Origin of the sequence: Actinoallomurus iriomotensis, assembly GCF_030269445.1 — a bacterium.
Taxonomy (GTDB): Bacteria; Actinomycetota; Actinomycetes; order Streptosporangiales; family Streptosporangiaceae; genus Actinoallomurus; species Actinoallomurus iriomotensis.
Map to the genome: position 1 here is coordinate 521,294 of NZ_BSTJ01000002.1, position 22,612 is coordinate 543,905.

A 22,612-nucleotide genomic window follows, 5' to 3' on the forward strand; every position below is an offset into this window, starting at 1 on the left:
CTACGGGCTGGCACAGGTGAGGGTGGGGGCCGTGGTCGGGCCGTTGGCGACCAGCCCGAACGTGGTCGATCCGCCCACGGGGACCGACCGGTTCCAGTCGGCGTTCCGTACGCTCGCCAGGTCGCCGTTGACGGTGAGGGTGCCGTTCCAGACGCTGTTCACCGTCTGACCGCTCGGCGGCAGCCAGCTCACCGTCCACCCGTTCAGCGCCGTGTCGCCCGGGTTGCTCACGGTCACCTCGGCCTGGAACCCGCCGGACCAGGAGTTCGTGACCGCGAAAGTGGCGTCGCAGGGCCTGGTGCCCGGGTCGCCTCCCTGGCCGACGCCGGTGACCTGGCCGTTACCGCCGTCGAAGACGACGTCGGAACATCCGTAGAAGGTCTCGTTGCTGTCGGACCGCTGCCAGACGGAGTAGATGATGTGCCGTCCGGTCTTGTTCGCCGGCAGAGCGCCGGACCAGTAGTAGTAGCCGTCGACGCTGCCGGTCGGGCCGATGCTCGGCGGGTGGTCGGCGACGAGGAACGGGGAGGACTCCATCTCGTCCCAGGTCAGCGGCTTGGTCGGGTCCCAGCCGTCTTTCGTGACGTACAGGTAGAAGCTGCCGGGATGCGCGGCCCACTTGTTGTAGCGGAAGTCGAAGTTCGCCCCGCTCGTCAGGTGGGTGACCGGCCAGTCCGTGCTCGGCAGGTCGAAGCCGGTGTAGTTCGGGTTGCCGCCGGCGCACAACTGCCCGTCCGGGATGAACCCGCGGGTGCGGCCGGCGCCGTCCGAGCGCAGCACCGCGAACCAGTTGTAGAGCGAGTTCGTGCCGCTCTGCGCGACCGCGGCCGCGCACGCCGGGTTCTTCGGGACGATCTCGCCCGTCTCGGTGAGCCCGTCCTCCCAGCACAGGAACGTACGGCTGCCCGGCTCCATGAAGGCGCCGTGCGCCAGGGCCGGCCGGGCGGTCAGCAGATTCGTGCCCACCAGTGCCGCGACGAGCATCGACAGCACGCAGGCGAGTAACTTTCTCCGTTGTCTCGTCAAGATTCTTCCCTTCGACCGTCGGCAGAGGGTGGCGAATGCGCTCTCAGCACGAGAATCGTGCTTTCCCGCGACATATCAAGCGACCTCGGCGGCCGATCCATGGGAAGGCCTCTCACCTGCACGTTCATCGGTCGCCGGACGCGGCATTAATGAAAACCGATGAAAGGTGAAGGACTGTGCTGTTTTCGGCTCTAGTTCGTCATCTCGGCGTGGAACACATTCGCCAGCTGCACGCGCGACTGGATGCCGAGTTTCGCGAAGACGGCACACAGGTGGCTGCTGAAGGTACCCCTCGTCCGCGGTTCGGCGGCCGGCGCTAGCCTCTGCACATGCGGATCGTGCGCTCTGGGAGGGATCTCGGTGGCTGACGCCGACGATGTGCGCCGGTTGGCGCTGTCTCTGCCTCACGTGGTGGAGATCGACAGTGACGGCTTCGATTTCCGGGTGGCCGACAAAGGGTTCGTCTGGTCCTATCCCGAGCGCACGCCGGGGAAGCCGCGCCTCATCCGAACCGATATCGCGGTGCTCTTCGTCGGCGACGAGGCCGAGAAGCAGGCTCTCCTCCTCGGCGAGCCCGACCTCTTCTTCACCACGCCCGGCTACGACGGCTTGCCCCTGGTGATGCTGCGCCTGGCAGAGGTGGGGTTCGAACGCCTGAAAGAACTCATCACCGACGCGTGGCGCATGCGTGCGCCGGACGCGCTCGTCGGCGACCTCGATGAGGCCGGCGTGTCGTCCAACACTGATCCGGGGTGAACGCTTGACCGGCCACCGAACGTGACCTGAAGGCGTCGTCTGCCCGCCCGTGCCCGCAGGGGGTCGTGGGCGGGCAGACGACCCGTCTTTCAGCCTTGTTCCAGTCGCCTGGCGCGACGCTTCCGGCCCAGGTACGCGAGTGCCACGCCCGCAACGAGCAGCAAGGCACCGATAGAGATCATCTGTAGGAAGTGGGACATACCGGTGAAGGGCAGCGGACCCGGGCTTGCGCCATGCCGGGGCGGCGGCTTGGTGGGCGGCGGAGAGGTGGGAGGCGGAGAAGTCGGCGGCGCCTTGGAGACGTACACGCCGGCGTCGATCGTGTGGTCGACCTCTCCTGGTTTGCCCGGCGCCGTGACAGGTGCGTGTCCGTTGCACGGCTGCCCGGTCGTCGGCGGGATCACGTTGGAGTCATGTGCCCGGTCGTTACCGGCCAGCGGGAGCGTGAACCGCAGCATGGCGGCCGGCGGCCGACCCGGCACATTGCCGGTGTTCGCGGTGCACACGTCGAACTGCACCGTGTACTTCGCACCCGGCGTGAGCTGCTGGGCGGCGCCGACCCCACCGAAGTAGTACTCGCCGGCGGCATCGGTCTTGGTCGTGGCGACCTGCCTGCCACTGGCGCTCACCAGGTTGATCGTCGCGTTCGGCAGCGGCACTTCCACCGGATCCTGGATCCCGTTGTGGTCGCCGTCGAACCACACCAGGTTACCGATCTGGATCGGAGCGTTCGCCGCGGCATACGCGATATCGCCGAGCCCGCCGGCCTTACCGAACCCGTTCTGGCTCGCACCGACGAACTGGTACGCGTTGGCGGAGTGGTTGTTACCGGGCCCCTGACCGGTCTCGACGTTGTAGTAACCGGTCCCGTCAGTGCCGTAGTTGTCGGTCGGGTCCATCTCTGTGCTGATGACCCATTGCTGCTGCGGAATGTAGGCAACCGACCCTTGCGAGGCTTCGTTGTGCACCCCGACGGGATCGTTCGGTGCGCCGTTGTTCCGAACGTAGTCGCCCGGGAAGTATTCGACGACGCCGCTGTTCTCGCCGCCGTCGGTGGCGTATTTAGCGTGATTGGGGCAATTTCCGGTGCCTTCCCACGAGTATCCACCGGTGGGTTTGGCGCAGGCCATGTTGATGTCACCACCGGACATGCCGCTTTCCGGGGTGTTGTTGAGCGGCCGGGGGTCCTGTCCACCCGCACCGACATCCATGAACCGGTCGCGGAAACCGAGGATCATCGACCCGTCCCGCGTGAAGGCGAGGCTGGCGAGCTCGGGCTGCGGATCGACGATGACATTGCTGATCCTGTGCTTGTCCCAGGTCAACAGGTTGGTGTTCCACGGGTTCCACTGGTTGGCCTGGGCGATTCCCTCGGCACCGCGATAGACGGAACCGCGCTCGCCGGTGAGCGGGTGGGTCATCACCGTGGCGAACCGCTTGCCGTCGTAGGCGTAGACGATGGCTTTCAGGTCTCCGCGGTTCTGCGTGCTCTCGGCGTTACACACGCCGCCGACGTAGAGCGTGTTGTTGTGCGTGGTGAGTCCGAACGGCCGCCAGTCGGTGCGCGCCGCGCAGCCCGGGTTCGGGATGGGCACCGTCGCTCGGGGTGCGGATGCGGCGGCCCTGGTCGCGTTGAAGCTGACCAGGGTCCGGGTCCGCAGGTTCACCGCGTACAGCGTCGAGCCGTCCTCCGACAGAGCCAGGCCGCCGATGCTCTCCTTACCTGGCGCATTGGTGAACCCAGGGTCCTTGTTCAGGTTGGCGGTGTCGTGCGGCGTCACCGCGGCGCCCGGCACCTTCGCGAACAGGGTCGGTGCGCCCCCGCCGTTGGCCGGTACGGTGTAGATCGCGTTACCGCCGTTCGGCCCGTACGGGCTGTGCCGCCGGGCGAACGCGCCCTGGAACAGCCGGTGCCGGTACCTGTCGTAGGCCAGCGCGAACGTCGTGCCCACCTGGGATTGCGTGTCGAGCACGCTCGGGCACGCCGCGTGGTCAGGACACGTACCCCGAACGTTCGTCCCGAACGCCACCAATGACCGGGTGTCTTTCCCGCCGGGACCATTCTGTATCGGCACGAAATACCGCGAGTCCGGCAGCGCATAGTCGGCCGCGTCCCAGACCCCGGTGATCACCGAGGCGTTCTTGCCACCCGACACGTCCACGAAGGTCGTGAAGCTGTCGAAGTGGTTCGCCGCCGTCGAGGCCGGCGCCGCCCGCAGATAATTGCTGTACGGCGCCGGGACGGTGACATCCACGCGGTAGTGGCCGCCGGTCAGCGCGGTCGACCGGGAGACCGCCACCTTTCCGGTGGCATCCGTGATGCCGGTGACATGATGGCCGGCCGGGTCGGTCAGCTGGACCTTCATGCCCCGCTGCGGCGCGTCCATGGTCGCGTTGATCACGCCCGTGCCGAAGAAATCCCGCAGCACCTGAACGGTCAACGTGCCGTCGCCAGTCGAAGCGGCGGCCGTCCCCGGCGTCGCGCCCATGGTGCTACCCGCCAGCAAGAGAACGCTAATGCCCACTCGCGCCAGCGGACCCGTACGCTTCCCGGCCGTCCGGCGCATTCTTGTATCGACTCGGCCCATAGGCCATCACTCCCTTGTCATGTAAACCAGACACCCGCTTCGAGCTGCACATTCGCTTCGCGGCCCCGGGTGACATGCCGACTACGAAAAGAGGCCCACCGCTGTTTCCGTGGGCCCGGCTTCGCGATTTTCCTCGAAGGCTGAGTCAGAGTCCGCCGCGTGTGAGGGCGTCACGCCGATCGGCGTATCCAGCGTTCGTTGCCTGGGGCGGGACTTTGCCCAGGCTTATCGTGGGAGAACACGGTAGAACACGGTGCCGATCGAGGCGATGGAAGCGGCTGCGGTGCACAGAACCCCGCTCCGATTGCGCGGCTTGCGGTGCAACTCAATCACCGTGTTATCGCCCCCCGATACCAATCGCCATACGCCATACTTCAGCGGCGCGCACACCGTGCAAGACGCCGTCGAGCCCTGCCTTCACCCGTCGGGAACCTGGACAGGACACGACATTCGCCCCGAAACCATCACAGTTAACGACTCGCAGAAAGGGAACAGAGTCAGAATGGTCGCCCAAGCACCCCAACGAGCACAATACTGTACCGCGTGTGCGCCAAGAGTGAGATCGGGGAAATCAGAGGATGAATGAGTGAAACGTGTAGCGTTGCTGCGCGTGCGGAGCATAAGAACTCAGCAGGATCACTCGCGGCGCGCGGCCGGCCGGCGCCGATGGCTGCGGCCACGCTGGACGGCAGCCGTCATCGCCGGTGCGGCTGTCGCGGTGGCCGCGCTCCTGGTCGCCGGCAACGACTCCGCCCCTACCGGTCCGCGCGCGTTGACCTCGGATCAGGCCAACCGTCTGGCGATCATGCGGTTCCGCAACTACCAGGCGGGCGGTCGCGCCGTGACCATCAACGTGCCGGGCACCGCCGGCGGGCTGATCATCACCGGATCCATCGACTACCGCGACAAACTCGGTTACGGCGCGGTGCACGGCACCGGACGCGATACGTCCAGCGACGGGCTGATCGAATGGACGGCCACCACCGTGTTCGTCCACCCGATGGCGGACGCCCCGGCGGAGGCCCCGGCATCGCCGCCGGGGTCGGGTTGGTACGGCCGTGCGCTGCGGGCGTCCGGCAGTTCGCTGGACAGTTCGCTGGCCATCGCACTGAGTCTCGGTAGCGATAGGCCGGACAATGCCGAACTACTGCCGCAGAACGGTGCCGCCTGGGTCGGAAAGGACCGGTTGAACGGGCACCAGGTGGACGTCATGACCGGGCCGAGCGCCCGTGCCACGTCCGGTACGGCGGGTTCCGTGCGCTACTGGATCGGCTCGGACGGCACCATGTACCAGGTTCACGTTGGTGTGGCTTCCGAATCGCAGCCGGTGGTCATCGATTTCGACACCCAGAAGTACGTTCCGGTCCGGCCGGTGCCCGGCATCACCCCGACGCGGTAGCCGCCACTCAGGACGTCTGCACCCGCGCGCCCGCGGCGAGCAGTGACGCCGGCGGCAGCGGGATGCCTTTCGTGTCCGGCAGGGCTGGAACGGCCGGAACGGCGGTGGCGCCCGTGGTGGTGGCGTTCGGGAACTGTGGCTGAGTGGCGGGCGCCGCCACATTGGTGAACGGAATACCGCGAGGCGCCTTCGGCGTCGCCCACGTTCCGGACGGCGAGGACGACCGGGCGGGAAGCGGGCAGGACGCGGTCTTCGCGAGATGGGCGGGCACCGTGGTTCGTAGATCGTTGCCGTGCAGGCAGTTGCTCCGTCCCCGCGTGGCGGTGGGGAACGTCCAGCCGACGTCGACGCCGTTGGCGGCGAAGGTGTTGTCCAGGATCTGGTTGCCGTCCGGCGGTATGTCAGCGGTCGCGGTGATCACCAGCCCGGCGCTGCTGTTGCCGGTGATTCGGTTGCGGACGAACCGGTTGTCGGTGCCGCCATCGATGCCGATGCCGATGCCCCACCCGCCGTCGGCCTGTTCGGGGGTCGCCGTCTGCTGGTTGGCCGCGATCAGGTTGCCCGCGATGACGGCACCCTGCTGCGGGAGCAGCTTCTCCTGGTGGTCGGAGTCGGTGGTGAGGCCGACCCGGTTACCGACAAGGCGGTTGCCGACCACATACATGTCGCCACTGGCATTGGTGCCTTCGTAACCGACCGCGTTGAGTTCGGCGATGTTGTCCCGCACCACGACGCGACACGGCCTGCACTGTCCGACGTAGATCCCCGAGTCGGCCCCGCCCGACGCGTACGAGTGCTCGATGACACCGTCCTGCGCGGAGAACGAGTAGATGCCGTACAGCCCGTTGCGGGTCGCGGTCACGTAGGAGACCAGGAATGATTTCAGGAAGGCGACGGGCTCATCGCCGGTGTCGTAGCCGCCCGACCGCCCCGGCAACCCGGCGACCGCCTCCGCCGAACCGGTGACCAGGACCCCGTTCTGCGTGTTGTTCTCCACGGTCAGGTTCTCCACGGCTACCCCGGGAGCCGCGACGACGACGCCGTTCGGCTGCTGCAACCGCCCGTCGATGACGACCTTGTCCCGAGACTCGCCCCGAAGAGTGATGCGAGCCGTGGAGATCTTCACCGACTCGTGGTAAACGCCCGGCGCGACCAACACGAGATCGCCGGGCTGCGCCAGAGACACCGCAGCCGAGATCGTCGGGGCGTCGGCCGGCACTTTGATCGTCACATGCACACCGGACGGTCGTCGGCCGGGGCTCGATCCGTCATCGCCGGAGCCGCAGCCGGCCAGTACGAGTGCCAGTGTGCCCAGCACGGCGGCCGACACTCGAAAACCGAGACGAGGCATGGCCGCATCCTGGCACGGGCGTCCGCCGGATTCGGCGGCGTCAGGACGGATATGGCATTGTTCACACTGTGCGCCTACCCGACTCCCGCCCGTCACGCCGCACGTTCCTCAGTGCCACCGGCACCGTGGCGGCCGCCGGTCTCACCGCCGGGTGCGAATCGCGTTCCGCCCAGTCAGACCCGTCCGACGCCCCCGCGCCGACCCCATCGGTGTCACCAACGGGCCGATACCAGGCGGGCATCACGCTCCCGCAACCGGCCCAACCGAACCTGCTGGCCGTGGTGGCCGACGTCGGTGACGCCGTGGCCGTCGGCCCGTTGCTGGTCGAACTCGGCCAGACCATCCGCACACTCACCTCGGGGACCGATGCACGACTGCTGGGGCTGCCGCCGGGCGATCTCACCGTGACGATCGGGGTGGGCCCCCGGCTGGTGCGCATGGTCGATCCTTCCCTGCCCGGCGCGGTGGACCTCCCGCGATTCTCCCGCGAGAAGATCGCCCCACAGGCACGCGGCGGTGATCTGCTGATACAGATCTGCGCCGGCGACGCCTTGGTGATACCGATCGTCGCTGCCGCGCTCCTGGACCAGGCCGGTGACCGGATACACGAACGCTGGCGGCAGTCCGGACGCCGCGGTTCGAACATTCCAGTAGGTCAGGGCCTTACCGCGCCACGCAACCTGCTCGGTTTCATCGACGGCATCGTGGGCCCCCACACGCCGGTCGAACAACAACGCCATTTGTGGTTGGCCGGGCCGGCTCCAGTCGCCGGCGGCACCCTTGCCGTACTACGACGCATGGAGCTCGACCTGCCGCGGTTCGCCAAGCTGTCCGTCGCCGACCAGGAGGCCGTCTTCGGCCGACACCGAGCCACTGGCGTGCCCCTGTCGGGTGACACCATCGTCTCGGACCCCGACCTCGGCGCCAAAACGCCGGACGGACGCTACCTCGTCCCGGCGGACGCCCACGTCCGCAGGGCGAACCCCAACGTGGTCGGCGTCGGCCTCATGCTCCGTCGCTCCTACAGTACCGACGAACCCTCCCCCGGCCTGCTCTTCATGAGCTTCCAGAACGACATACGAACATTCACCAGCACCCTCACCCATATGGATGATTCCGACGCACTGATGAAATTCACGACCACGACCGCCAGTGGGACCTTCCTCATACTTCCCGGCTTCGACCGACAACACCCGCTCGGTGCCCAGCTCTTCCGCTGAACAGGCCGAGAACGGCCGCGCGGCCGCTCATCCATTTCCGCTGCGAAGCGCCTGCGTGCCGATCACGGACAACAGCTGCAGCTTGTCGTGGCTCTCGCTGCCCGGAACCGCGGTGTAGACGAACAGGAGGTGCCCCTGCTCCGGGTCGAGCAGCGTCTGGCAGTTCAGTTCCAGCGCGCCGAGCTCGGGGTGGACGAAACGCTTGGACGCGTCGGGACGGATGCCGATCTCGTGGTTCTTCCACAGGCTCCGGAACTCCTCACTCTGGGTGAGGAGAAGGTCGGCGAGGTGCGCCGCCCGCGAACCGGGTCCGCGCAGTGTGACGATCCCGCGCAGACCCGAGACGAACATCCGTGACAGGAACGGGTGGTCTTCGGGCGCGTACAGCTCCCGGGTCGCCGGGTCGGTGAACCAGCGGTAGCCGCGGCTGCGCGCCGGGCCGGTGTATCCGGTCGTGTCACCGGTGAGGGCGACGCCGAGCGGGCTCTGCCGCAGCGTCTCACCCAGCTCGGTGACGATCTCCGCGGGAGTGTCAGCGAGACGATCGAGCACTCGCAGCAGGCCGGGGCTGATGTGCTCACTGGTCGCGCCCCGGGTGGGTGGATTGTGCCCGGCGAGCCGGAACAGGTGATCGCGCTCGTCGAGCGAGAGGTGCAGCCCCTGCGCGATCGAGGCGATCATCTGCTCGGAGGGCTGGGGCCCGCGTTCCCGCTCAAGTCGCGCGTAATAGTCCGTCGACATGTGGCACAGCGAGGCCACCTCCTCCCGACGTAGCCCGCTGGTCCTGCGGCGTCGCCCACGCGGGAGACCGACGTCCTCCGGTTGCAGCGACTCCCGGCGGCGCCACAGGAACTCGGCCAGTCCAGCCCGGTCGATCACGGCCTGCCTCCCTCTCTCCCCGATGCTCCATCGTTCCTACCGCAGGTACGCGCACGCCAGCCACGGAGCGTCGATCCCCCCTTCGGGCCCATCGCCCACGGGACGAGCGAACCCGTCAGCGCAGGGTGGTGCCGGGCAAGGAGTCCAGGAGGCTGAGTTCGTCGCGAGTGGGCAGGCCCTCCCAGTCGCCGGAGGAGGCGACGGCGAAGGCGCCGGTGGTGACGGCTCGGCCCAGGCGGGCGGCCGGATCCAGCCCGTCGAGCAGGCCGGACAGGTATCCGGCGACGAAGGCGTCCCCTGCCCCGACCGGGTCGGCCACCGGCACCTGGCGGGCCGGCGAATGCGCGGTCGCCGCCGTGGTGTGGACGGTGGCACCGTCCGCGCCGCGCTTGATCACTATCTCGGCGACCCCGGCCTCCAGCAGCGCCGCCACCCGATCGGCCTCGGTTGTGGCCGGGGCCGGGGCGACCAGTTCCAGCTCGTCCTCCGAGGCGACCACGACCGAGAGCCGGGGCGCCAGTGGGCGGAGCGTCCGGGCCGCCCGGGACCGGTCCCAGAGGGCGGAGCGGTAGTTGACGTCGAGAGACACGGCGGCTCCGGCCGAGGCGGCGGTGGTCACCGCCGCTTCGACGGCCTCGGCGGGCTCGGGTCCGAGCGCCGGGGTGATGCCGGTGACGTGCAGGATCCGTGGCGGCGGGTCCAGCGCGGGCAGGACGTCGGCGGGCGTCAGGAAGGACGCGGCCGAGCCGGCCCGGTGATAGATCACCCGGGTGAGTTCGCCCACCCGCCGCTCGAACAGGATCAGCCCGGTGGGTCCGCGCTGGTCGACCCGGCAGTACGTCACGTCGACCGCCTCGGCCCGCAGGGTGCGTACCACGAGCTCGCCGGTCTCGTCGGCGCCGACCAGGCCGGTCCACCGCACCCGGTGCCCCAGGCGAGCCAGGCCGATCGCGACGTTGGACTCGGCTCCCGCGACCGAAAGCCGCATCGCCCCGCCGAGTCTGATCGGATCCAGGGCGCGCAGTGCGGCCATGGTCTCCCCGAATGTGGCCACGTCGATCACAGGATGTCCTTGAAGGCGCGGATGCGAGCCCGGAGTTCCTCGGTGCTTCCCCCATTCGCGGCGTCGCCCACCAGCGGCGAGCCCACCCCGACGGCGATCGCGCCCGCCTGCAGGTAACCGGCCGCCGCCGCGGCGTCCACGCCTCCCACCGGCATGAACGGCACGTGGGGGAACGGATCGCGCAGCGCGCGCAGGTACGGGACGCCGCCGAGTGAGGCGGGGAACAGCTTGACGGCGGCCGCCCGCGCCTCCAGCGCGGCCACGACCTCGGTGGGCGTGAGCGCGCCCGCGAGGACGGGCAGGCCGAGCCGGCGTCCGGCGGTCACCCCCTCCCCGAGCGCGGGGGTGACCAGATAGGACGCCCCCGCCTCGGCGGACCGTTCCGCGTCCTCGGCGGTGACCACGGTGCCGGCACCGAGCCGGACGCCATCCCCCAGGGCCGCCCGCGCCCGGCGGATCACTCCCAGCGCGTCCGCGGACACCAGGGACACTTCCACCAGCTCCACGCCCTCCTCGACGAGCGTGATCACCGTGCGGAGGGCGGCATCGGCGTCGCCGCCCCGCACGATGGCCAGCATCCGCCGGGCGGCCAACGCCTCCCGCAGCTTTTCGGCTGCCTCGTCCCGTTCTGCCTGTCCAGCCATCGCCCTTCCCGTTCCGCGGCCGCCTCCGGCCGCCTGCTCAGCTCGGTGAAGCGGACGCCCGCCGTCCGGTGGCGCCCCGGCTCGACGCGGAGGCCGGGCCTTGGAAGGCCCATGCCAAGGCCCGTGGTCGCTCACGGGAAACTCGGCAGCCGCAGGTCGTCGAGGATGAGTCGCAGGTCGCGTTCGCTCGCGGCGTCCAGCGGAGCCGCCGGGGCGCGTACGGCGGGGTCGGAGATCACCCCGCGGTGGACGAGCACGTGTTTGTGCACCGCCCAGGCGATCGGACCCTGCATGCCGAACCTGATCAACGGCAGCAGGCGCGCGAACCGCTCCCGCGCGTCCGCGTCGCGGCCCTCCGCCCACGCCGACAGGACCGCGGCGAACACGTCGGCGAACTCGCAGGCCGGCATGGTCCCCACCGCGCCCCGTCCGTACTCCTCCAGCGCGAACAGCGCGTTCTGCCCGCCGAGGACGGCGAAGTCGTCGACGGCGTCGACGAGCGCCGCGACCTTCGGCGCGGTCGGCTGCGCCTCGATCTTGGCGGAGGTCACGCCGTCGAGCTTGCTCAGCTCGACCAGGGTCGGCACCGGCATCGAGACGCCGGTCACGGCCGGCGCGTCCTGCACCATCACCGGCAGGCCGCTCGTGCTCGCCACCGTGCCGTAGAAGTCGACCAGTTGTGCGGGCGACGCCTTCACCATGAACGGCGGCAGCACCATCAGCGCGGTGGCGCCGGCGTCGCGGGACAGCTGTGCCTGCTCCACGGCGGTGACCGTGCTCGTCGCGCCGATCCCCGCCACGATCGGCATGCCCGACGGCACCCGCGCCGTGAACACCTCCAGCATCCGCGCCCGCTCGTCCGCCGTCAGCGCGAACCCCTCACTGGCCATCCCGAACGTCGCCACGCCGTCGACTCCGCACCACAGCGAGAAGTCGACCAGCCGCGCGAGCGACTCGGTGTCGAGCGAGCCGTCGGAGTGGAACGGCGTCGCGAGGATCGGTATCAGCCCGGCTACGGCATGCGTCATGGTCAGCCTTCCTTCACGCTGGTCGTCGACACGGCCTCACGGCGCACGAACTCGGCGTCGACGTCGACGCCGAGCCCCGGCCCGGTCGGTAGCGGCACGGCGTCGGGCGGCAGGTCGAGCGGCTCTCGAAGGATGCGGGTGGCCGCGCGCAGGGTCGAGGGCTGGTACTCGAACAGCAGCAGGTTCTCGACCGCGGCGGCCACGTGCAGGCCGGCGGCGAGCGACACGGCCAGGCCGACCGAGTGGTGTGGCGCCACCGGCAGGTGCCGGGCGGCCGCGAGTTCCGCGATCGCCATCGCCTCGGTGATGCCGGTGCGCCCGACGTCGGGCTGGGCCACGGACAGCGCCCGCGCGCCGAGCCACTGGTCGAACTCGTACCGGTTGCGCAGCGTCTCCCCCACCGCGACCGGCGTGGCGAGCAGGCCCTGCAACTCGGCGTGTCCGGCGACGTCCTCCGGCGGGAGCGGTGCCTCCAGGAACAACGCGCCGCGCTCGTCCAGCGCACGGCCGAGGCGGATGGCGTCGCGCCGATCGTAGGCCCAGTGCGCGTCGACCGCGACGCGCACGCCGGGGGCCGCGGCGGCGACCGTGTCGTACGTCGCGAGGTCCGCCTCGACGCCGTGGCCGAGGTGCAGCTTGATCGCGGTCACTCCATGCCCGGCCCAGTCGGCGGCGAGCCTCGCCCGTTCGGCGTCGGTCGGCACCGGCAGCCCTGATACGTAGCAGGGCAGCCGGTCCCGGTACGCCCCGCCGAGCAGGACCGCGACCGGCAGACCGTGCGACCGGCCGGCGAGGTCCCACAGCGCGATGTCCACCGCCGCGAGTGCGTCGGCCTGGTGCCCGACGAGGTGACCGCGCTCGCGCATGAGCTCGCGCAACGCGAACGACACGGGCCGCACCTGGCGCGGGTCGGCGCCGAGCAGCTGTGGCGCGAGCAGGGTGTCGATCGCCGTCTGGACGATCTCGGGGCCCACCGGTGCGAGCGCCTCACCCCAGCCGGAGACGCCGGACTCGGTGACCAGCTCGACGAGCACGGTCTCGTACCGTGCCGAGTACAGGCTGCGCCACGGCTCACGGATCACATAGCCGTCGTCCGGGGCGAGGGCGCCTCCGTCGCGACGGCGTCCGAGATACACCCCCTCCTCGTCGTCGGGCGCGAGCTTGAGCGTGTAGGTCCGTACCTCGGAGATCCTCATCAGACCCCAATCATGCAGATAGCGCTTGACAGCGACCATATTACGCATACTCTGTCTGCATATTGCACGGCCCTTGCACATTATGGGACCCATCAACCACTGTCAGGAGTGTGAATTGGCGACGACGGAGGGTTCGGGATCGCGGGACAGCGGCACCAACCAGAGCGTCGAGCGCTCGGCCGCGGTGCTCCGCGCGTTCCTGGACGGCGGTGTCGGCGGCCGGGCCGAGCTGCGCGTCGCGGATGTGGCCCGCACGGTGGGCCTCGGGGTGTCGACCACGTCCCGGCTGCTCGCCACGCTCGAGTCGGTCGCGTACGTCGAACGCGATCCGGTCAGCCAGCTCTACCGGCTGGGACCGGCGCTGATCACACTGGGCGGCGCCGCGGTCAACCAGCACCCCGTCCACCGGGAGGCGCGGCCGGTCGTGCAGATGCTCGCCTCGAAGTACGGGTTCGGCGCGAACGTCGCCATCCGCCGCGGCGACAAGGTGTTCTACCTGCTCAACGCCGAAGGCCCCATCGCGGGCAAGTCGTACACGCTGATGGGGCAGAGCAACCCGCTGCACGCCACCGGCCTCGGCAAGTGCCTGCTGCTCGGCCTTTCGGCGGCAGAGCGCCGCGACCTGCTCGGCGAGTCCGGCCTGCACGGCTTCACCCGCAACACCATCACCACGCATGAGGCGCTGGACGACGAGCTCGCCCTGGTCGGGCAGCGCTCGTACGCGATGGAGCTGGAAGAACTGGCCGCCGGTCGCGCATGCATCGCCGCCCCCATCCGCGGCCGCGACTCCCAGGTCACCGCCGCCATCTCGTTGTCGGGCCCGCTCTCCCTGCTCGACCTGTCCACCAGGGAGACCGAGCTGGCCCAGATCGTGATCGAGAGCGCGGACCGCATCAGCATCGGCCTCGGCTATCTCGGCCCGCACGCCGGGCCGTCGGCCGGTACGGCGTCCTCATCGAGCCGACAGTGACGAACACCGCGAAGGAAGGTCTCATGTACACACCCCGGGTGCTGGTCACCGGAGCCGCCGGACGCATCGGACAACACGTCGTCGCGGCGCTGGCCGCCGCGGGTCACGCGGTGACCGGCCTGGACGCGCGAGCGCCGCTGTCGCCCGTCGCCGGGGTGCGGTACGTCACCGGGCGGCTGGAGGAGCTCACCCCGACGGACGCCGTGTTCGACGACGTCGACGCGGTGATCCACCTGGGGGCGCTGATGTCGTGGAACGACACCGAGGCGGCCGCGATGGTGGACTCGAACGTGACGGGTACGTTCCGGCTGCTCGAGTCCGTGGCCCGGCGGCCGCTGCGCCGGTTCGTGTTCGCCAGCACCGGCGAGGTGTACCCGGAGCTGACGCCGGTGTATCTCCCGATCGACGAGCATCACCCGCGCCGCCCGACCAGCTACTACGGCATGACCAAGGCGCTCGGCGAGGAGCTGGTGCGCTTCTACGAGCGCAAGCACGGCCTGCCCGCGGTCACCCTCCGCTTCTCCCACGTGCAGGATCCCGAAGAGCTGCTCGACCCGGAGAGCTTCTTCTCCGGCCCGCGCTTCTTCCTCAGCCGGCGGATCGCGCGGGAGCGCGCGGCGGGCAACGAGCGGTCCGCCGCCGCCCTCGCCGCGCACACCGACGGCGACAAGGACGCCCTCATCGCGGCCACCAGGGAGGACGGCATGCCCGTGCGCATGGGTATCCTGGCCGCCTCCGACATGGCCACGGCCGTCCTGCTCGCGCTGGAGTCGCCACGCGCCGTCGGACAGACGCTGGGCGTCGGCCCCGACGAGCCGGTCGACCTGGCCGAGCTGGCCCGTGAGATGGGGCGGCGGACGGGGCTACGGGTCGCCGAGATCACCGTTCCCGACACCGCCGCCAACTACTGGACGCTCAACGCGCGTGCGCGGGAGCTGCTCGGCTTCCGCCCGGCCCTCCGCTACGACGACATGGTGGACCGCGCCGTCACCGCGTGGGCTGCCCGCTCGGCCTGATCCCGTCACCCCCTCTCTCTCCATCCGCCGGAGGTAGCCATGAATTTGGATCGACGACAGTTCCTGCACAGGGCCGGACTCGGCACCCTCGCGGTCGCGGGCGCCGGCGCGCTCGGCGCGTGCGGCGGCGGTGATACCTCCTCCGACGGCACCATGACGCTGGACTTCCCCACCTGGCAGGGCGACGAGGCCGGCGTCAAGACCTGGTGGCGGCAGGCCATCGCGTCGTTCCAGCAGACGCACCCCAAGGTGACGATCAAACTGCAGCAGGTGCCGTTCGCCACCTACACCGACACGCTGACCTCGCGGTTCTCGGCCGGCAAGGCGCCCGACATCGTGCACCTGCCGACGACCACGTTCGGCTCGTTCGCCGCGCAGGGCTGGCTGGCGAACCTCGATGACCGGCTCAAGGGCACCGACATACTGGGCAACTGGACCAAGGTCCAGAAGACCATGATGTGGGACGGCCACAACGTCGGCCTCCTCGTCCTCGGGTACGCCCCGGTCCTCTACTACAACGAGAAGCTGCTGAAGGACGCGGGCGTGGCGGTGCCGACCACGTTCCCCGAGCTGATCGCCGCGGCGGCGAAGCTCACCAGCGGCGGGGTGTACGGCTACGGGGCCACCACGACCTCGCATCCCGGCACGTACAGCGAGGCCACCTGGATGGTCTACGGCGCGGGCGGCGGCTGGAGCGCCGGGGAGAAACTGCGCTTCACCGACCCCGCCGTGGTCAAGGCGATGGACGACTACCGCACGCTGGCGAGGTACTCCCCCAAGGGAGTGCCGTCCGAGCAGAAGCGCACGCTGTTCTTCGACGGCAAGATCGCGATGATGATCGAGGGACCGTTCGTGTACGCCGGCCTCGACAAGGCGGCCGCGTCCGTGAAGTCGCACGTCAAGCTCGCGAAGGCGCCGTTCGTCCAGCAGCCCGGCTACCCGTCCAACAGCATCCACGTCTCCACCCAGGCCAGTAAGAAGAAGGCCGACATGGCGTGGGAGTTCATCAAGTCGCTCACCACGCCCCAGACGCAGGCGTCGTACGCGCAGCTCTACGGCGTGCCGTCGCCGCGCAGGGGAGCCGTCACCCAGGCGATGATCGACAAGCGGCCTGAGCTGGGCCTGTTCCAGTCGGTGACCGACAGCGCGGTCGACGCCACACCGGACAACAAGGACATCGTGACCAACTTCAGCGAAGTCCAGAAGCTCATCATGGACGCCTGCGTCCGCCTGCAGACGTCGTCGACCCCGACCGCGACGGTCATGGCCGATCTGCAGAACAAGGTCAACGGAGCGATCAAGTAATGACGGACCTGACAGCCGCCGGCCGCGGCGTCCGGCGCCGAGGCCCTCGGACGCGGTGGGGGCGCCTGCGGGAGCGCGGGTACCCCTACGCGCTGCTGAGCCCGCCCGCACTGCTCGTCCTCGGCCTCATCGCCTACCCGGTCGTGCTCGTCGTCGAGATGAGCCTGCGCGACGGCCGGGCGATGAACATCTCGGCGATCGGCCAGGAACCGTGGTCGATCAGCAACTACGTCGACGTCCTCACCGACGGCGACACCTACCACAGCCTCTGGATCACGGCGCTCTACACGGTCATCTCGACGTTCCTGAGCCTGCTGATCGGGCTCGGCACCGCGCTGCTCCTGAGCCGCGACATGCCCGCCCGCCGGCTCCTGCGGACACTGATCCTGGTGCCCTGGGCGGTGCCGGGGGTGGTGGCCAGCGTGGTCTTCCTCTTCATGCTCGACGGGTCGTACGGCGTCGTGAACTGGATCCTGCGATCGGTGGGGCTGACCGAGCACGGCCCCCAGTGGTACTTCGACCCGTCCACCGCGCTCGCGGCCGTCATCGCGCCGACCGTGTGGAAGGGCTTCCCGTTCTTCACTCTGATCCTGCTCGCCGCGCTGCAGGCGATCCCGGACGAGCTGTACGAGGCCGCCCGCGTGGACGGCGCCTCGGCGGCGGCACGGTTCCGCTACATCACCTGGCCGGCGATCCGCGGGACGACCGTCCTGGGCATCATCCTCACCGGCCTGTGGACGTTCCACACGTTCGACCTCATCTATCCGCTCACCGGCGGCGGGCCGGACGGCGCCACCGAGACCTGGGCGATCCGCATCTACACCGAAGCGTTCTCCTTCTTCCATCCGGGCTCGGCCAGCGCCCTCGGCATCCTGTCGGTCGTGCTGGCCCTCGTGGTGGTCGCCTCGGTGTTCCCGATCATGAGAAAGCAGTTCTTCTGATGGCATCGACGCGAGCGGCGGCCGGCTCCGGCCGGCGCCGGGGTATCACCTTCGTCGTCACGGCCGTGGTCGCGGCGATCGTGATCTTCCCCGTGTACTGGATGATCGTCGGCGCGCTCCTGCCGACGTCGATCACGCTCTCGACCGATCCGCCGCTGATCCCGACGCACGGGCTGACCCTGCACGCCTTCGTCCAGGACCTGACCGCGCGCCCGGTGGCGCACTGGATGCTGAACTCGCTCATCGTCACCGCCGCGGTCAGCGTGATCAGCATGGTGATCTCGCTGCTCGCCGGCTACAGCCTGTCCCGCTTCAGCGGCGTGGGGCCGACGAGCGTGGGGTACACCCTCCTGCTCGCCCGCATGCTGCCCGGCACGATGCTGTCCATCCCGCTGTTCGTGGTGTTCGGCAAGCTCGGCCTCATCGACAGCCTCGGCTCGCTCATCCTCGCCGACATCACGATCACGGTGCCGTTCACCACGTGGATGCTGAAGAGCTTCATCGACAGCGTGCCGCGCGAACTGGAGCAGGCCGCGATGATCGATGGGACCACGCGGCTCGGCGCGCTGGTGCGGGTCGTGATGCCGCTGACCCTGCCCGGCCTCGGCGCCACCGCCGTCTACGCCGCGATCCTCTCGTGGAGCGACCTGCTGTTCGCCCGCACGCTGATCACCAACCCCGACGGCTGGACGATGCCCGTCGGCGTCACCTCGTTCATCGGCGCCCACGACATCGACTGGAGCGGCATGCTCGCCGCCGGCACGCTGTCGATGATCCCGATGATCGTCCTGTTCGTCCTCTTGGAGCCGATGCTCGTTCGCGGCCTCACCTCGGGGGCGACGAAGGGATGACCCGACCCACCGCCGTCGTCACCGGGGCGGCCCGTGGCATCGGCGCGGCCGTCGTCGAGGCACTCGTCCGCGACGGCTTCGACGTCGTCGCCGTCGACCGCGACCAGGACGGCCTGCGCGGGTTCACGGGTACGGCGAACGTCCGGGCCGTCACCGCCGACGCCACCGACGCCACGGCCATGGCGGGCGTGCTCGGCGTCGGACCGATCGCCGCACTGGTCAACAACGCCGCGGCGTACCGGCGGGGGGCCCTGCACGAGTCGTCGGCGGAGGACTGGCAGGCCACGCTCGCCGGAGTGCTGAAGCCGGTCGAGGCCGCGACCCGGGCGGTGCTGCCGGCGATGCTGCGGGCCCGGTCCGGTTCGATCGTCAACGTCGCGTCGGTGAACGGGCTCGTCGGCAATCCGGGGCACGCGGCGTACACGGCCGCCAAGGGCGCGGTGCACGCCCTGACCCGGCAGCTCGCCGTCGAGTACGGCCCGCACGGGATCCGTGTCAACAGTGTGTCGCCCGGTCTGGTCCTCCCCGAAGGCGAGGACGGGCCCGACGACGCCGTCGACCGCGCGCTGCTGATCGAGCCGTACCCGCTGGGCCGGGTGGGCCGGCCGGACGACGTCGCGGAGGCCGTGGCGTTCCTGGCCGGATCCCGCAGCGCGTTCGTCACCGGCGTCGATCTGCCGGTCGACGGCGGCCTGGTCGTCACCTCGCCCGCCGCCGTCGTCTCGACCGGCCTCCGCGCGGCCTGGCATCGGCCGCCCCTGCACTACCGCGACGACCCGCGACGGCAGGAGGACACCTGACCGCGTCGCCCGCCGGCCGGCACCGGGGTGGACGCAGGCCGCGTCCACCCCGGTGCGGTCACGGTGTCGGCCGACCCGCCGGGCCGGCGGCACCGATCCTCACCGTGGCCCGTCGCCCGTGGACGGCACGACCTTGATGGTCTTCGAGGTCGTGATCGGTGCGAGCGAGCCGTCGTCGGTGTAGGGACGCATCGAGTCGTTCGTCACCGATACGGTCACCGAGCCGCTTCGCAGCGCGGTGAGCGTCCGGGTCAGCGGGTCGAGGATCGCGACCCTGCCCTTGTGGCGAGCCTCGTCGATGGCCGCCTTCCCGCTGCCGATCGCCAGGTTGGACGAGCCGCTCCAGCCGACCGACATCGGGTACCGCAGCGGCACCACACGCGTGCCGGTCGAGACACCCTCCGGCTGAACGATGCTGCCCGAGATCTGCGCGGTCTCGCTCACCTCGACCGAGTCCGGGGCGTCGAGCGTGATGCCCTGCGCGAAGGCGCGGACGTCGGCCTCGATCCACCGCTGGTCCGCGCTCTTCCTCGGGTCGACGGACCAGTCGACCCAGCCGGTGAAACCGCCCCGATCCGGCGTGCCGTACGGGTCCTTGCCCGACGACGGCAGCACCGTGTACGGGACGCCCTCGACGCGGTGGACGTTGGCGACCTGGGCGTGGGATCCGACCATCGCGGCGCCCTTGCCGGTGGAGTCGCGGAAGCCCGTGAGCATCTTCTCGATGAGCCCGACCTCGTCGCGGTCGCCGAGCTGGCTGGCCTTCGTCTCGCTCGGGTCGTCCACCGGATGGTGGGCGAAGACCATGACGTTGTGCATCGACGGGTCCTTCTTCGCGTCGGCGAGCGCCTTCCGCATCATCGGGAGCTGGTCCCACGCGGTCCCGTGCAGCGACCCGAGGGAGCTGGCGAGGAGGATGAACCGCGTGCCCTTGTGGTCGAACGTCCGGTACGGCCGGCCGAACTCCTTGATGAAGTTCGTCAGGTCGGACTGGACGTTGCCCAGGCCGTAGGACTCGTGGTTGCCCGGCACGTAGTAGCACGGGATCGAGCCGGTCTTCGGGTCCGGCGTGCTGTTCGCCGACGGCTCCTTGCCCACCGGGATGAGGTCGCACCCGGCGTTGGTGAGCACCTGGCGGGCGAGCGCGAGGTCCTGCGGCAGGCCACGGTCGGTGATGTCACCGTTGAGGACGATCAGGTCCGGGTGAGTCTTGCGGATCCGTTCGATGGCGGCCGTCGCGACCTGGGACAGCGCCGGGTTGTCGGCCGTGAACTGCACGTCCGACAGCGTCGCGAACTGCCACGTGTCGTGGCTCTGGAGCAGCGAGCCGTCGTCGGAGACGAGCGGGTCGGGCCGCAGGTCGGGCTGGGCGGGCAGGTCGATCGACGTCGGAACGTCGGCCTCGACGCGGTCCAGGACGAACGTGCCCGCCTTCTGCTGGGCGACGCTCGTGTTGATGCCCTGGAAGCCCGAGATCGCGATCGGGAACGCCGCGTTGGCCGGCAGCGTGAACGTCGCGTACTGCCAGTCGTCGCTGGCGGTCAGGGCGGTGCCGTAGACGCCGTTGCCCTTGCCGTTCGCGTCCGTGTAGGCCAGGTAGGTCAGCCCGCTCGGCACGTTGATGCTCGACTTGATCCGTACCCGCAGGCGCAGCGGCTGGCCGGACACCTGGATGCGCTGGGCCGCCGATGCCGCCGTGATGCCCACGTTGCGCATCGCGTCGAAGTCGATCCGCAGGCCGTCGGGATCCACCGAGAACTTCGTGGCCGCGGTGCTGTTGTTGCGCCAGCGCGCGAGCACGTCGTCGTCGAAGTCGTAGACGGTCTTGGTCTGAACGCCGACCGTGATCGGGAGCCGGACCGACTTGCCGCCCACCGCGACCGTGAGGATCGTGGCCGCGTCGGTGAGCGGGGTGATCTTCAGCTTGCCGTCCACGGGCTGGATGGCGACGACGCCGTGGTCGTAGTCGAGCGCGAGGTCCTGCGGGTCGATCGGGGCCGTGTAGCCCTGGTCGTCGCGGCCGGTCACGGAGACGGTGGTCGCGTCGGCGGGCGTCGCGTCGGCGATCGACAGGCGTTCGGACGACGGCTCGACGCTGTCGACCGGACCGAGGACGGTCACCTTCTGTCGCGCCTTCTCGTGCCCCACCTGCGCGTTGACCGTGATCGTGCCGTGCGGCCCGGCCTTGGCCGGGGCCTTGAGCGTGCCGCCCGTGACGGACGCTCCGGGCGCGGACCACCGCACGGACTTCGGGTTGACCGTCACCGGCGTCTGGTGGTCGTCGATGCCCTCCGCGACGAGCGTACGGTGCAGCCCTGGGAAGATCTTGACGCCACCGTCGGCGGACGCCGCACCCGGCGCGGGGTTGACGAGGAGCTGGTGCAGCTTGCCGTCGCCCTTGGAGACGAACACCCCCACGCCGTTCGGGTCGTCGCGTTCGTGTCCGTCGGACGGGACGTTGCGGACGGTCGCGTCGTCCGCGCCGAGCGCGCGGGCGACCATCGTGGTCGAGCCGCCGCCGTCGAGGTTGACCGCGGTCTGCACGCCCATCGTGACGAGCTCACGCGCCTCCTCGTCGATCCCGATGCCGCCCTTGCCGGTGCCGCCCGGGCCGTCCCAGGTGGCGAGCACGAGCGTGTGGCCGCCGTCCTTGAAGCCGAGCGCGGTACGCGGGGCGATCGAGGTGTCGAGACCGCCGACGACCTTGCCGCCGGAGACGATGGTGCCACCGTCGCCGAGCGCGAATTTCATCTTCTTGGCGAGGTTGTCGGCGAGCGCGTAACTGAGCGTCGCCGGGTCGCCGGGCCTCAGCGCGCGGATCGCGGTCGCCGCGGCACCGCGCCCGACGAGTACGAAGCCGTCGCCCGGGATCGTCCCCGAGCCCGCGGGACCGTTCGGCGTGACGGACACGACCTTGCCGTTCTCCACCAGGACCTCGGCGATCTGGTCGTTGGCCACGCTCGTCAGGCCACGGTTGCGGCTGTAGGTGCCCCACGCGGACGTGAACGCGATCATGCCGTCCGCGGGGACCCCGCCGCCGTTCGCGGCGTTGATCGACAGGACCTTGTGGTCCGCGCCCGCGAAGTTCGCGGCCGTGTTGACCGTGAGGTCCACGAGCTGGGCGATGCCGTCGGCGCTGACGCCGACGTGCTGGCGGCCGCCGATGTCGGCGGTCTTGACGAGCCGCCCGTCCTGGATCTCGCCACCGAGCGCCGCGTTGGAGTTGCCGATGTCGAAGAACTCGCCGTTGACGCCCCCGACGGCGCCGGCCTTGTTGGCGGCCGTGCTGAGCGGCCCGCCGGATGCGACCGGTCCGGAGGTCAGCAGGTCGGTGCTGACGGCGCTGTTGGACAGGTCCACCGTCATGAACTGCCCGTCGTACCAGCCTGACTGGGCGAGCGCCTTCAGGTGCCGCAGGCTGATGCCCGGACCGATCATCTCGGTCGTGTCGATCAGTGGGATCCCACCGGTGACCGGCGCGGGCGGACTGCCCTGCGCGTGCGCGGCGACCGGGGAGGCCACCGCGATGGTCGCCGCGGCGAACGCCACCAGCAACGACCGATGGCTCAAGACCATCTT

The 22,612-nt window shown here is 69.9% G+C and carries 18 protein-coding genes; 9 read left to right on the plus strand and 9 right to left on the minus strand.

The features are described 5' to 3' along the window. Entirely contained in the window at nt 1–1,026 is a 1,026-nt protein-coding gene (locus QSK37_RS11140; protein ID WP_285619582.1) for a lytic polysaccharide monooxygenase auxiliary activity family 9 protein, read from the minus strand. 360 nt (nt 1,027–1,386) lie between these two features. Between QSK37_RS11140 and QSK37_RS11145 the strand changes: the two genes are divergently transcribed. Continuing rightward, nucleotides 1,387–1,782 (plus strand): MmcQ/YjbR family DNA-binding protein, encoded by a 396-nt coding sequence (locus tag QSK37_RS11145; protein ID WP_285619584.1) that lies wholly within the window; start codon nt 1,387–1,389, stop codon nt 1,780–1,782. Between the two features lie 89 nt (nt 1,783–1,871). On the opposite strand, the gene QSK37_RS11150 is transcribed toward QSK37_RS11145, so the two are convergent. Then, a complete protein-coding gene (locus QSK37_RS11150) occupies nt 1,872–4,271 on the minus strand; it encodes an SdrD B-like domain-containing protein (protein ID WP_285619585.1) in 2,400 nt (799 codons plus the stop codon). A 700-nt stretch (nt 4,272–4,971) separates the two neighbouring features. Between QSK37_RS11150 and QSK37_RS11155 the strand changes: the two genes are divergently transcribed. Beyond that, the gene (locus QSK37_RS11155) at nt 4,972–5,769 is read left to right on the plus strand and encodes a hypothetical protein (RefSeq protein WP_285619587.1); all 798 of its coding nucleotides are present in this window, start codon (nt 4,972–4,974) and stop codon (nt 5,767–5,769) included. Nucleotides 5,770–5,776: 7 nt separating this feature from the next. Here the strand turns inward: QSK37_RS11155 and QSK37_RS11160 are convergent, their stop codons facing one another. Next, a complete protein-coding gene (locus tag QSK37_RS11160; RefSeq protein ID WP_285619589.1) occupies nt 5,777–7,120 on the minus strand; it encodes a right-handed parallel beta-helix repeat-containing protein in 1,344 nt (447 codons plus the stop codon). 209 nt (nt 7,121–7,329) lie between these two features. Between QSK37_RS11160 and QSK37_RS11165 the strand changes: the two genes are divergently transcribed. Then, nucleotides 7,330–8,340 (plus strand): Dyp-type peroxidase, encoded by a 1,011-nt coding sequence (locus QSK37_RS11165; protein WP_285620089.1) that lies wholly within the window; start codon nt 7,330–7,332, stop codon nt 8,338–8,340. Between the two features lie 27 nt (nt 8,341–8,367). On the opposite strand, the gene QSK37_RS11170 is transcribed toward QSK37_RS11165, so the two are convergent. The 5 genes from QSK37_RS11170 to QSK37_RS11190 form a co-directional block, all read right to left on the minus strand. Beyond that, nucleotides 8,368–9,219 carry a helix-turn-helix transcriptional regulator gene (locus QSK37_RS11170; protein WP_285619590.1) on the minus strand — a complete coding sequence of 284 codons (852 nt, stop codon included), beginning with the start codon at nt 9,217–9,219 and terminating at the stop codon, nt 8,368–8,370. A 115-nt stretch (nt 9,220–9,334) separates the two neighbouring features. Next, nucleotides 9,335–10,282, minus strand: coding sequence for a sugar kinase (locus QSK37_RS11175; RefSeq protein WP_285619592.1), 948 nt, complete (start codon nt 10,280–10,282; stop codon nt 9,335–9,337). Then, nucleotides 10,279–10,926, minus strand: a complete 648-nt coding sequence (locus QSK37_RS11180) for a bifunctional 4-hydroxy-2-oxoglutarate aldolase/2-dehydro-3-deoxy-phosphogluconate aldolase (RefSeq protein ID WP_285619594.1) — start codon at nt 10,924–10,926, stop codon at nt 10,279–10,281. Before QSK37_RS11180 ends, QSK37_RS11175 begins: the two co-directional genes overlap by 4 nt. 131 nt (nt 10,927–11,057) lie before the next feature. After that, nucleotides 11,058–11,954, minus strand: coding sequence for a dihydrodipicolinate synthase family protein (locus QSK37_RS11185; protein WP_285619595.1), 897 nt, complete (start codon nt 11,952–11,954; stop codon nt 11,058–11,060). A 2-nt stretch (nt 11,955–11,956) separates the two neighbouring features. Further along, nucleotides 11,957–13,150, minus strand: a complete 1,194-nt coding sequence (locus QSK37_RS11190; RefSeq protein WP_285619596.1) for a mandelate racemase/muconate lactonizing enzyme family protein — start codon at nt 13,148–13,150, stop codon at nt 11,957–11,959. A 115-nt stretch (nt 13,151–13,265) separates the two neighbouring features. Here QSK37_RS11190 and QSK37_RS11195 point away from each other — a divergent pair, with 115 nt between their 5' ends. The 6 genes from QSK37_RS11195 to QSK37_RS11220 are packed head-to-tail and all read left to right on the plus strand — an operon-like array spanning nt 13,266 to nt 19,033. After that, complete coding sequence (locus QSK37_RS11195) at nt 13,266–14,120, plus strand: IclR family transcriptional regulator (RefSeq protein WP_285565733.1); 855 nt, start codon at nt 13,266–13,268, stop codon at nt 14,118–14,120. 23 nt (nt 14,121–14,143) lie between these two features. Next, nucleotides 14,144–15,136: an NAD-dependent epimerase/dehydratase family protein gene (locus QSK37_RS11200; protein WP_285619597.1), complete on the plus strand. Its 993-nt coding sequence runs from the start codon at nt 14,144–14,146 to the stop codon at nt 15,134–15,136. Between the two features lie 39 nt (nt 15,137–15,175). After that, a complete protein-coding gene (locus QSK37_RS11205; RefSeq protein ID WP_285619598.1) occupies nt 15,176–16,441 on the plus strand; it encodes an ABC transporter substrate-binding protein in 1,266 nt (421 codons plus the stop codon). Further along, a complete protein-coding gene (locus tag QSK37_RS11210) occupies nt 16,441–17,382 on the plus strand; it encodes a carbohydrate ABC transporter permease (protein WP_285565736.1) in 942 nt (313 codons plus the stop codon). Before QSK37_RS11205 ends, QSK37_RS11210 begins: the two co-directional genes overlap by 1 nt. Beyond that, nucleotides 17,382–18,233, plus strand: a complete 852-nt coding sequence (locus tag QSK37_RS11215) for a carbohydrate ABC transporter permease (protein ID WP_285619600.1) — start codon at nt 17,382–17,384, stop codon at nt 18,231–18,233. The genes QSK37_RS11210 and QSK37_RS11215 overlap by 1 nt, the downstream gene beginning before the upstream one ends. Beyond that, on the plus strand, nt 18,230–19,033 hold the full coding sequence (locus QSK37_RS11220) for an SDR family NAD(P)-dependent oxidoreductase (RefSeq protein WP_285619601.1): 804 nt from the start codon (nt 18,230–18,232) through the stop codon (nt 19,031–19,033). The genes QSK37_RS11215 and QSK37_RS11220 overlap by 4 nt, the downstream gene beginning before the upstream one ends. Nucleotides 19,034–19,132: 99 nt before the next feature. Here QSK37_RS11220 and QSK37_RS11225 read toward each other — a convergent pair whose 3' ends face one another. Next, on the minus strand, nt 19,133–22,609 hold the full coding sequence (locus QSK37_RS11225; protein ID WP_285619602.1) for a phosphodiester glycosidase family protein: 3,477 nt from the start codon (nt 22,607–22,609) through the stop codon (nt 19,133–19,135). Between the last annotated feature and the right edge of the window lie 3 nt (nt 22,610–22,612).

Coding starts and splice junctions, on each gene's coding strand:
- QSK37_RS11215 (WP_285619600.1), top strand. CDS start 17,382: ATGGCATCGACGCGAGCGGCGGCCGGCTCCGGCCGGCGCCGGGGTATC.
- QSK37_RS11190 (WP_285619596.1), bottom strand. CDS start 13,150: ATGAGGATCTCCGAGGTACGGACCTACACGCTCAAGCTCGCGCCCGAC.
- QSK37_RS11160 (WP_285619589.1), bottom strand. CDS start 7,120: ATGCCTCGTCTCGGTTTTCGAGTGTCGGCCGCCGTGCTGGGCACACTG.
- QSK37_RS11225 (WP_285619602.1), bottom strand. CDS start 22,609: ATGGTCTTGAGCCATCGGTCGTTGCTGGTGGCGTTCGCCGCGGCGACC.
- QSK37_RS11200 (WP_285619597.1), top strand. CDS start 14,144: ATGTACACACCCCGGGTGCTGGTCACCGGAGCCGCCGGACGCATCGGA.
- QSK37_RS11205 (WP_285619598.1), top strand. CDS start 15,176: ATGAATTTGGATCGACGACAGTTCCTGCACAGGGCCGGACTCGGCACC.
- QSK37_RS11185 (WP_285619595.1), bottom strand. CDS start 11,954: ATGACGCATGCCGTAGCCGGGCTGATACCGATCCTCGCGACGCCGTTC.
- QSK37_RS11150 (WP_285619585.1), bottom strand. CDS start 4,271: ATGGGCGCGACGCCGGGGACGGCCGCCGCTTCGACTGGCGACGGCACG.
- QSK37_RS11220 (WP_285619601.1), top strand. CDS start 18,230: ATGACCCGACCCACCGCCGTCGTCACCGGGGCGGCCCGTGGCATCGGC.
- QSK37_RS11210 (WP_285565736.1), top strand. CDS start 16,441: ATGACGGACCTGACAGCCGCCGGCCGCGGCGTCCGGCGCCGAGGCCCT.
- QSK37_RS11180 (WP_285619594.1), bottom strand. CDS start 10,926: ATGGCTGGACAGGCAGAACGGGACGAGGCAGCCGAAAAGCTGCGGGAG.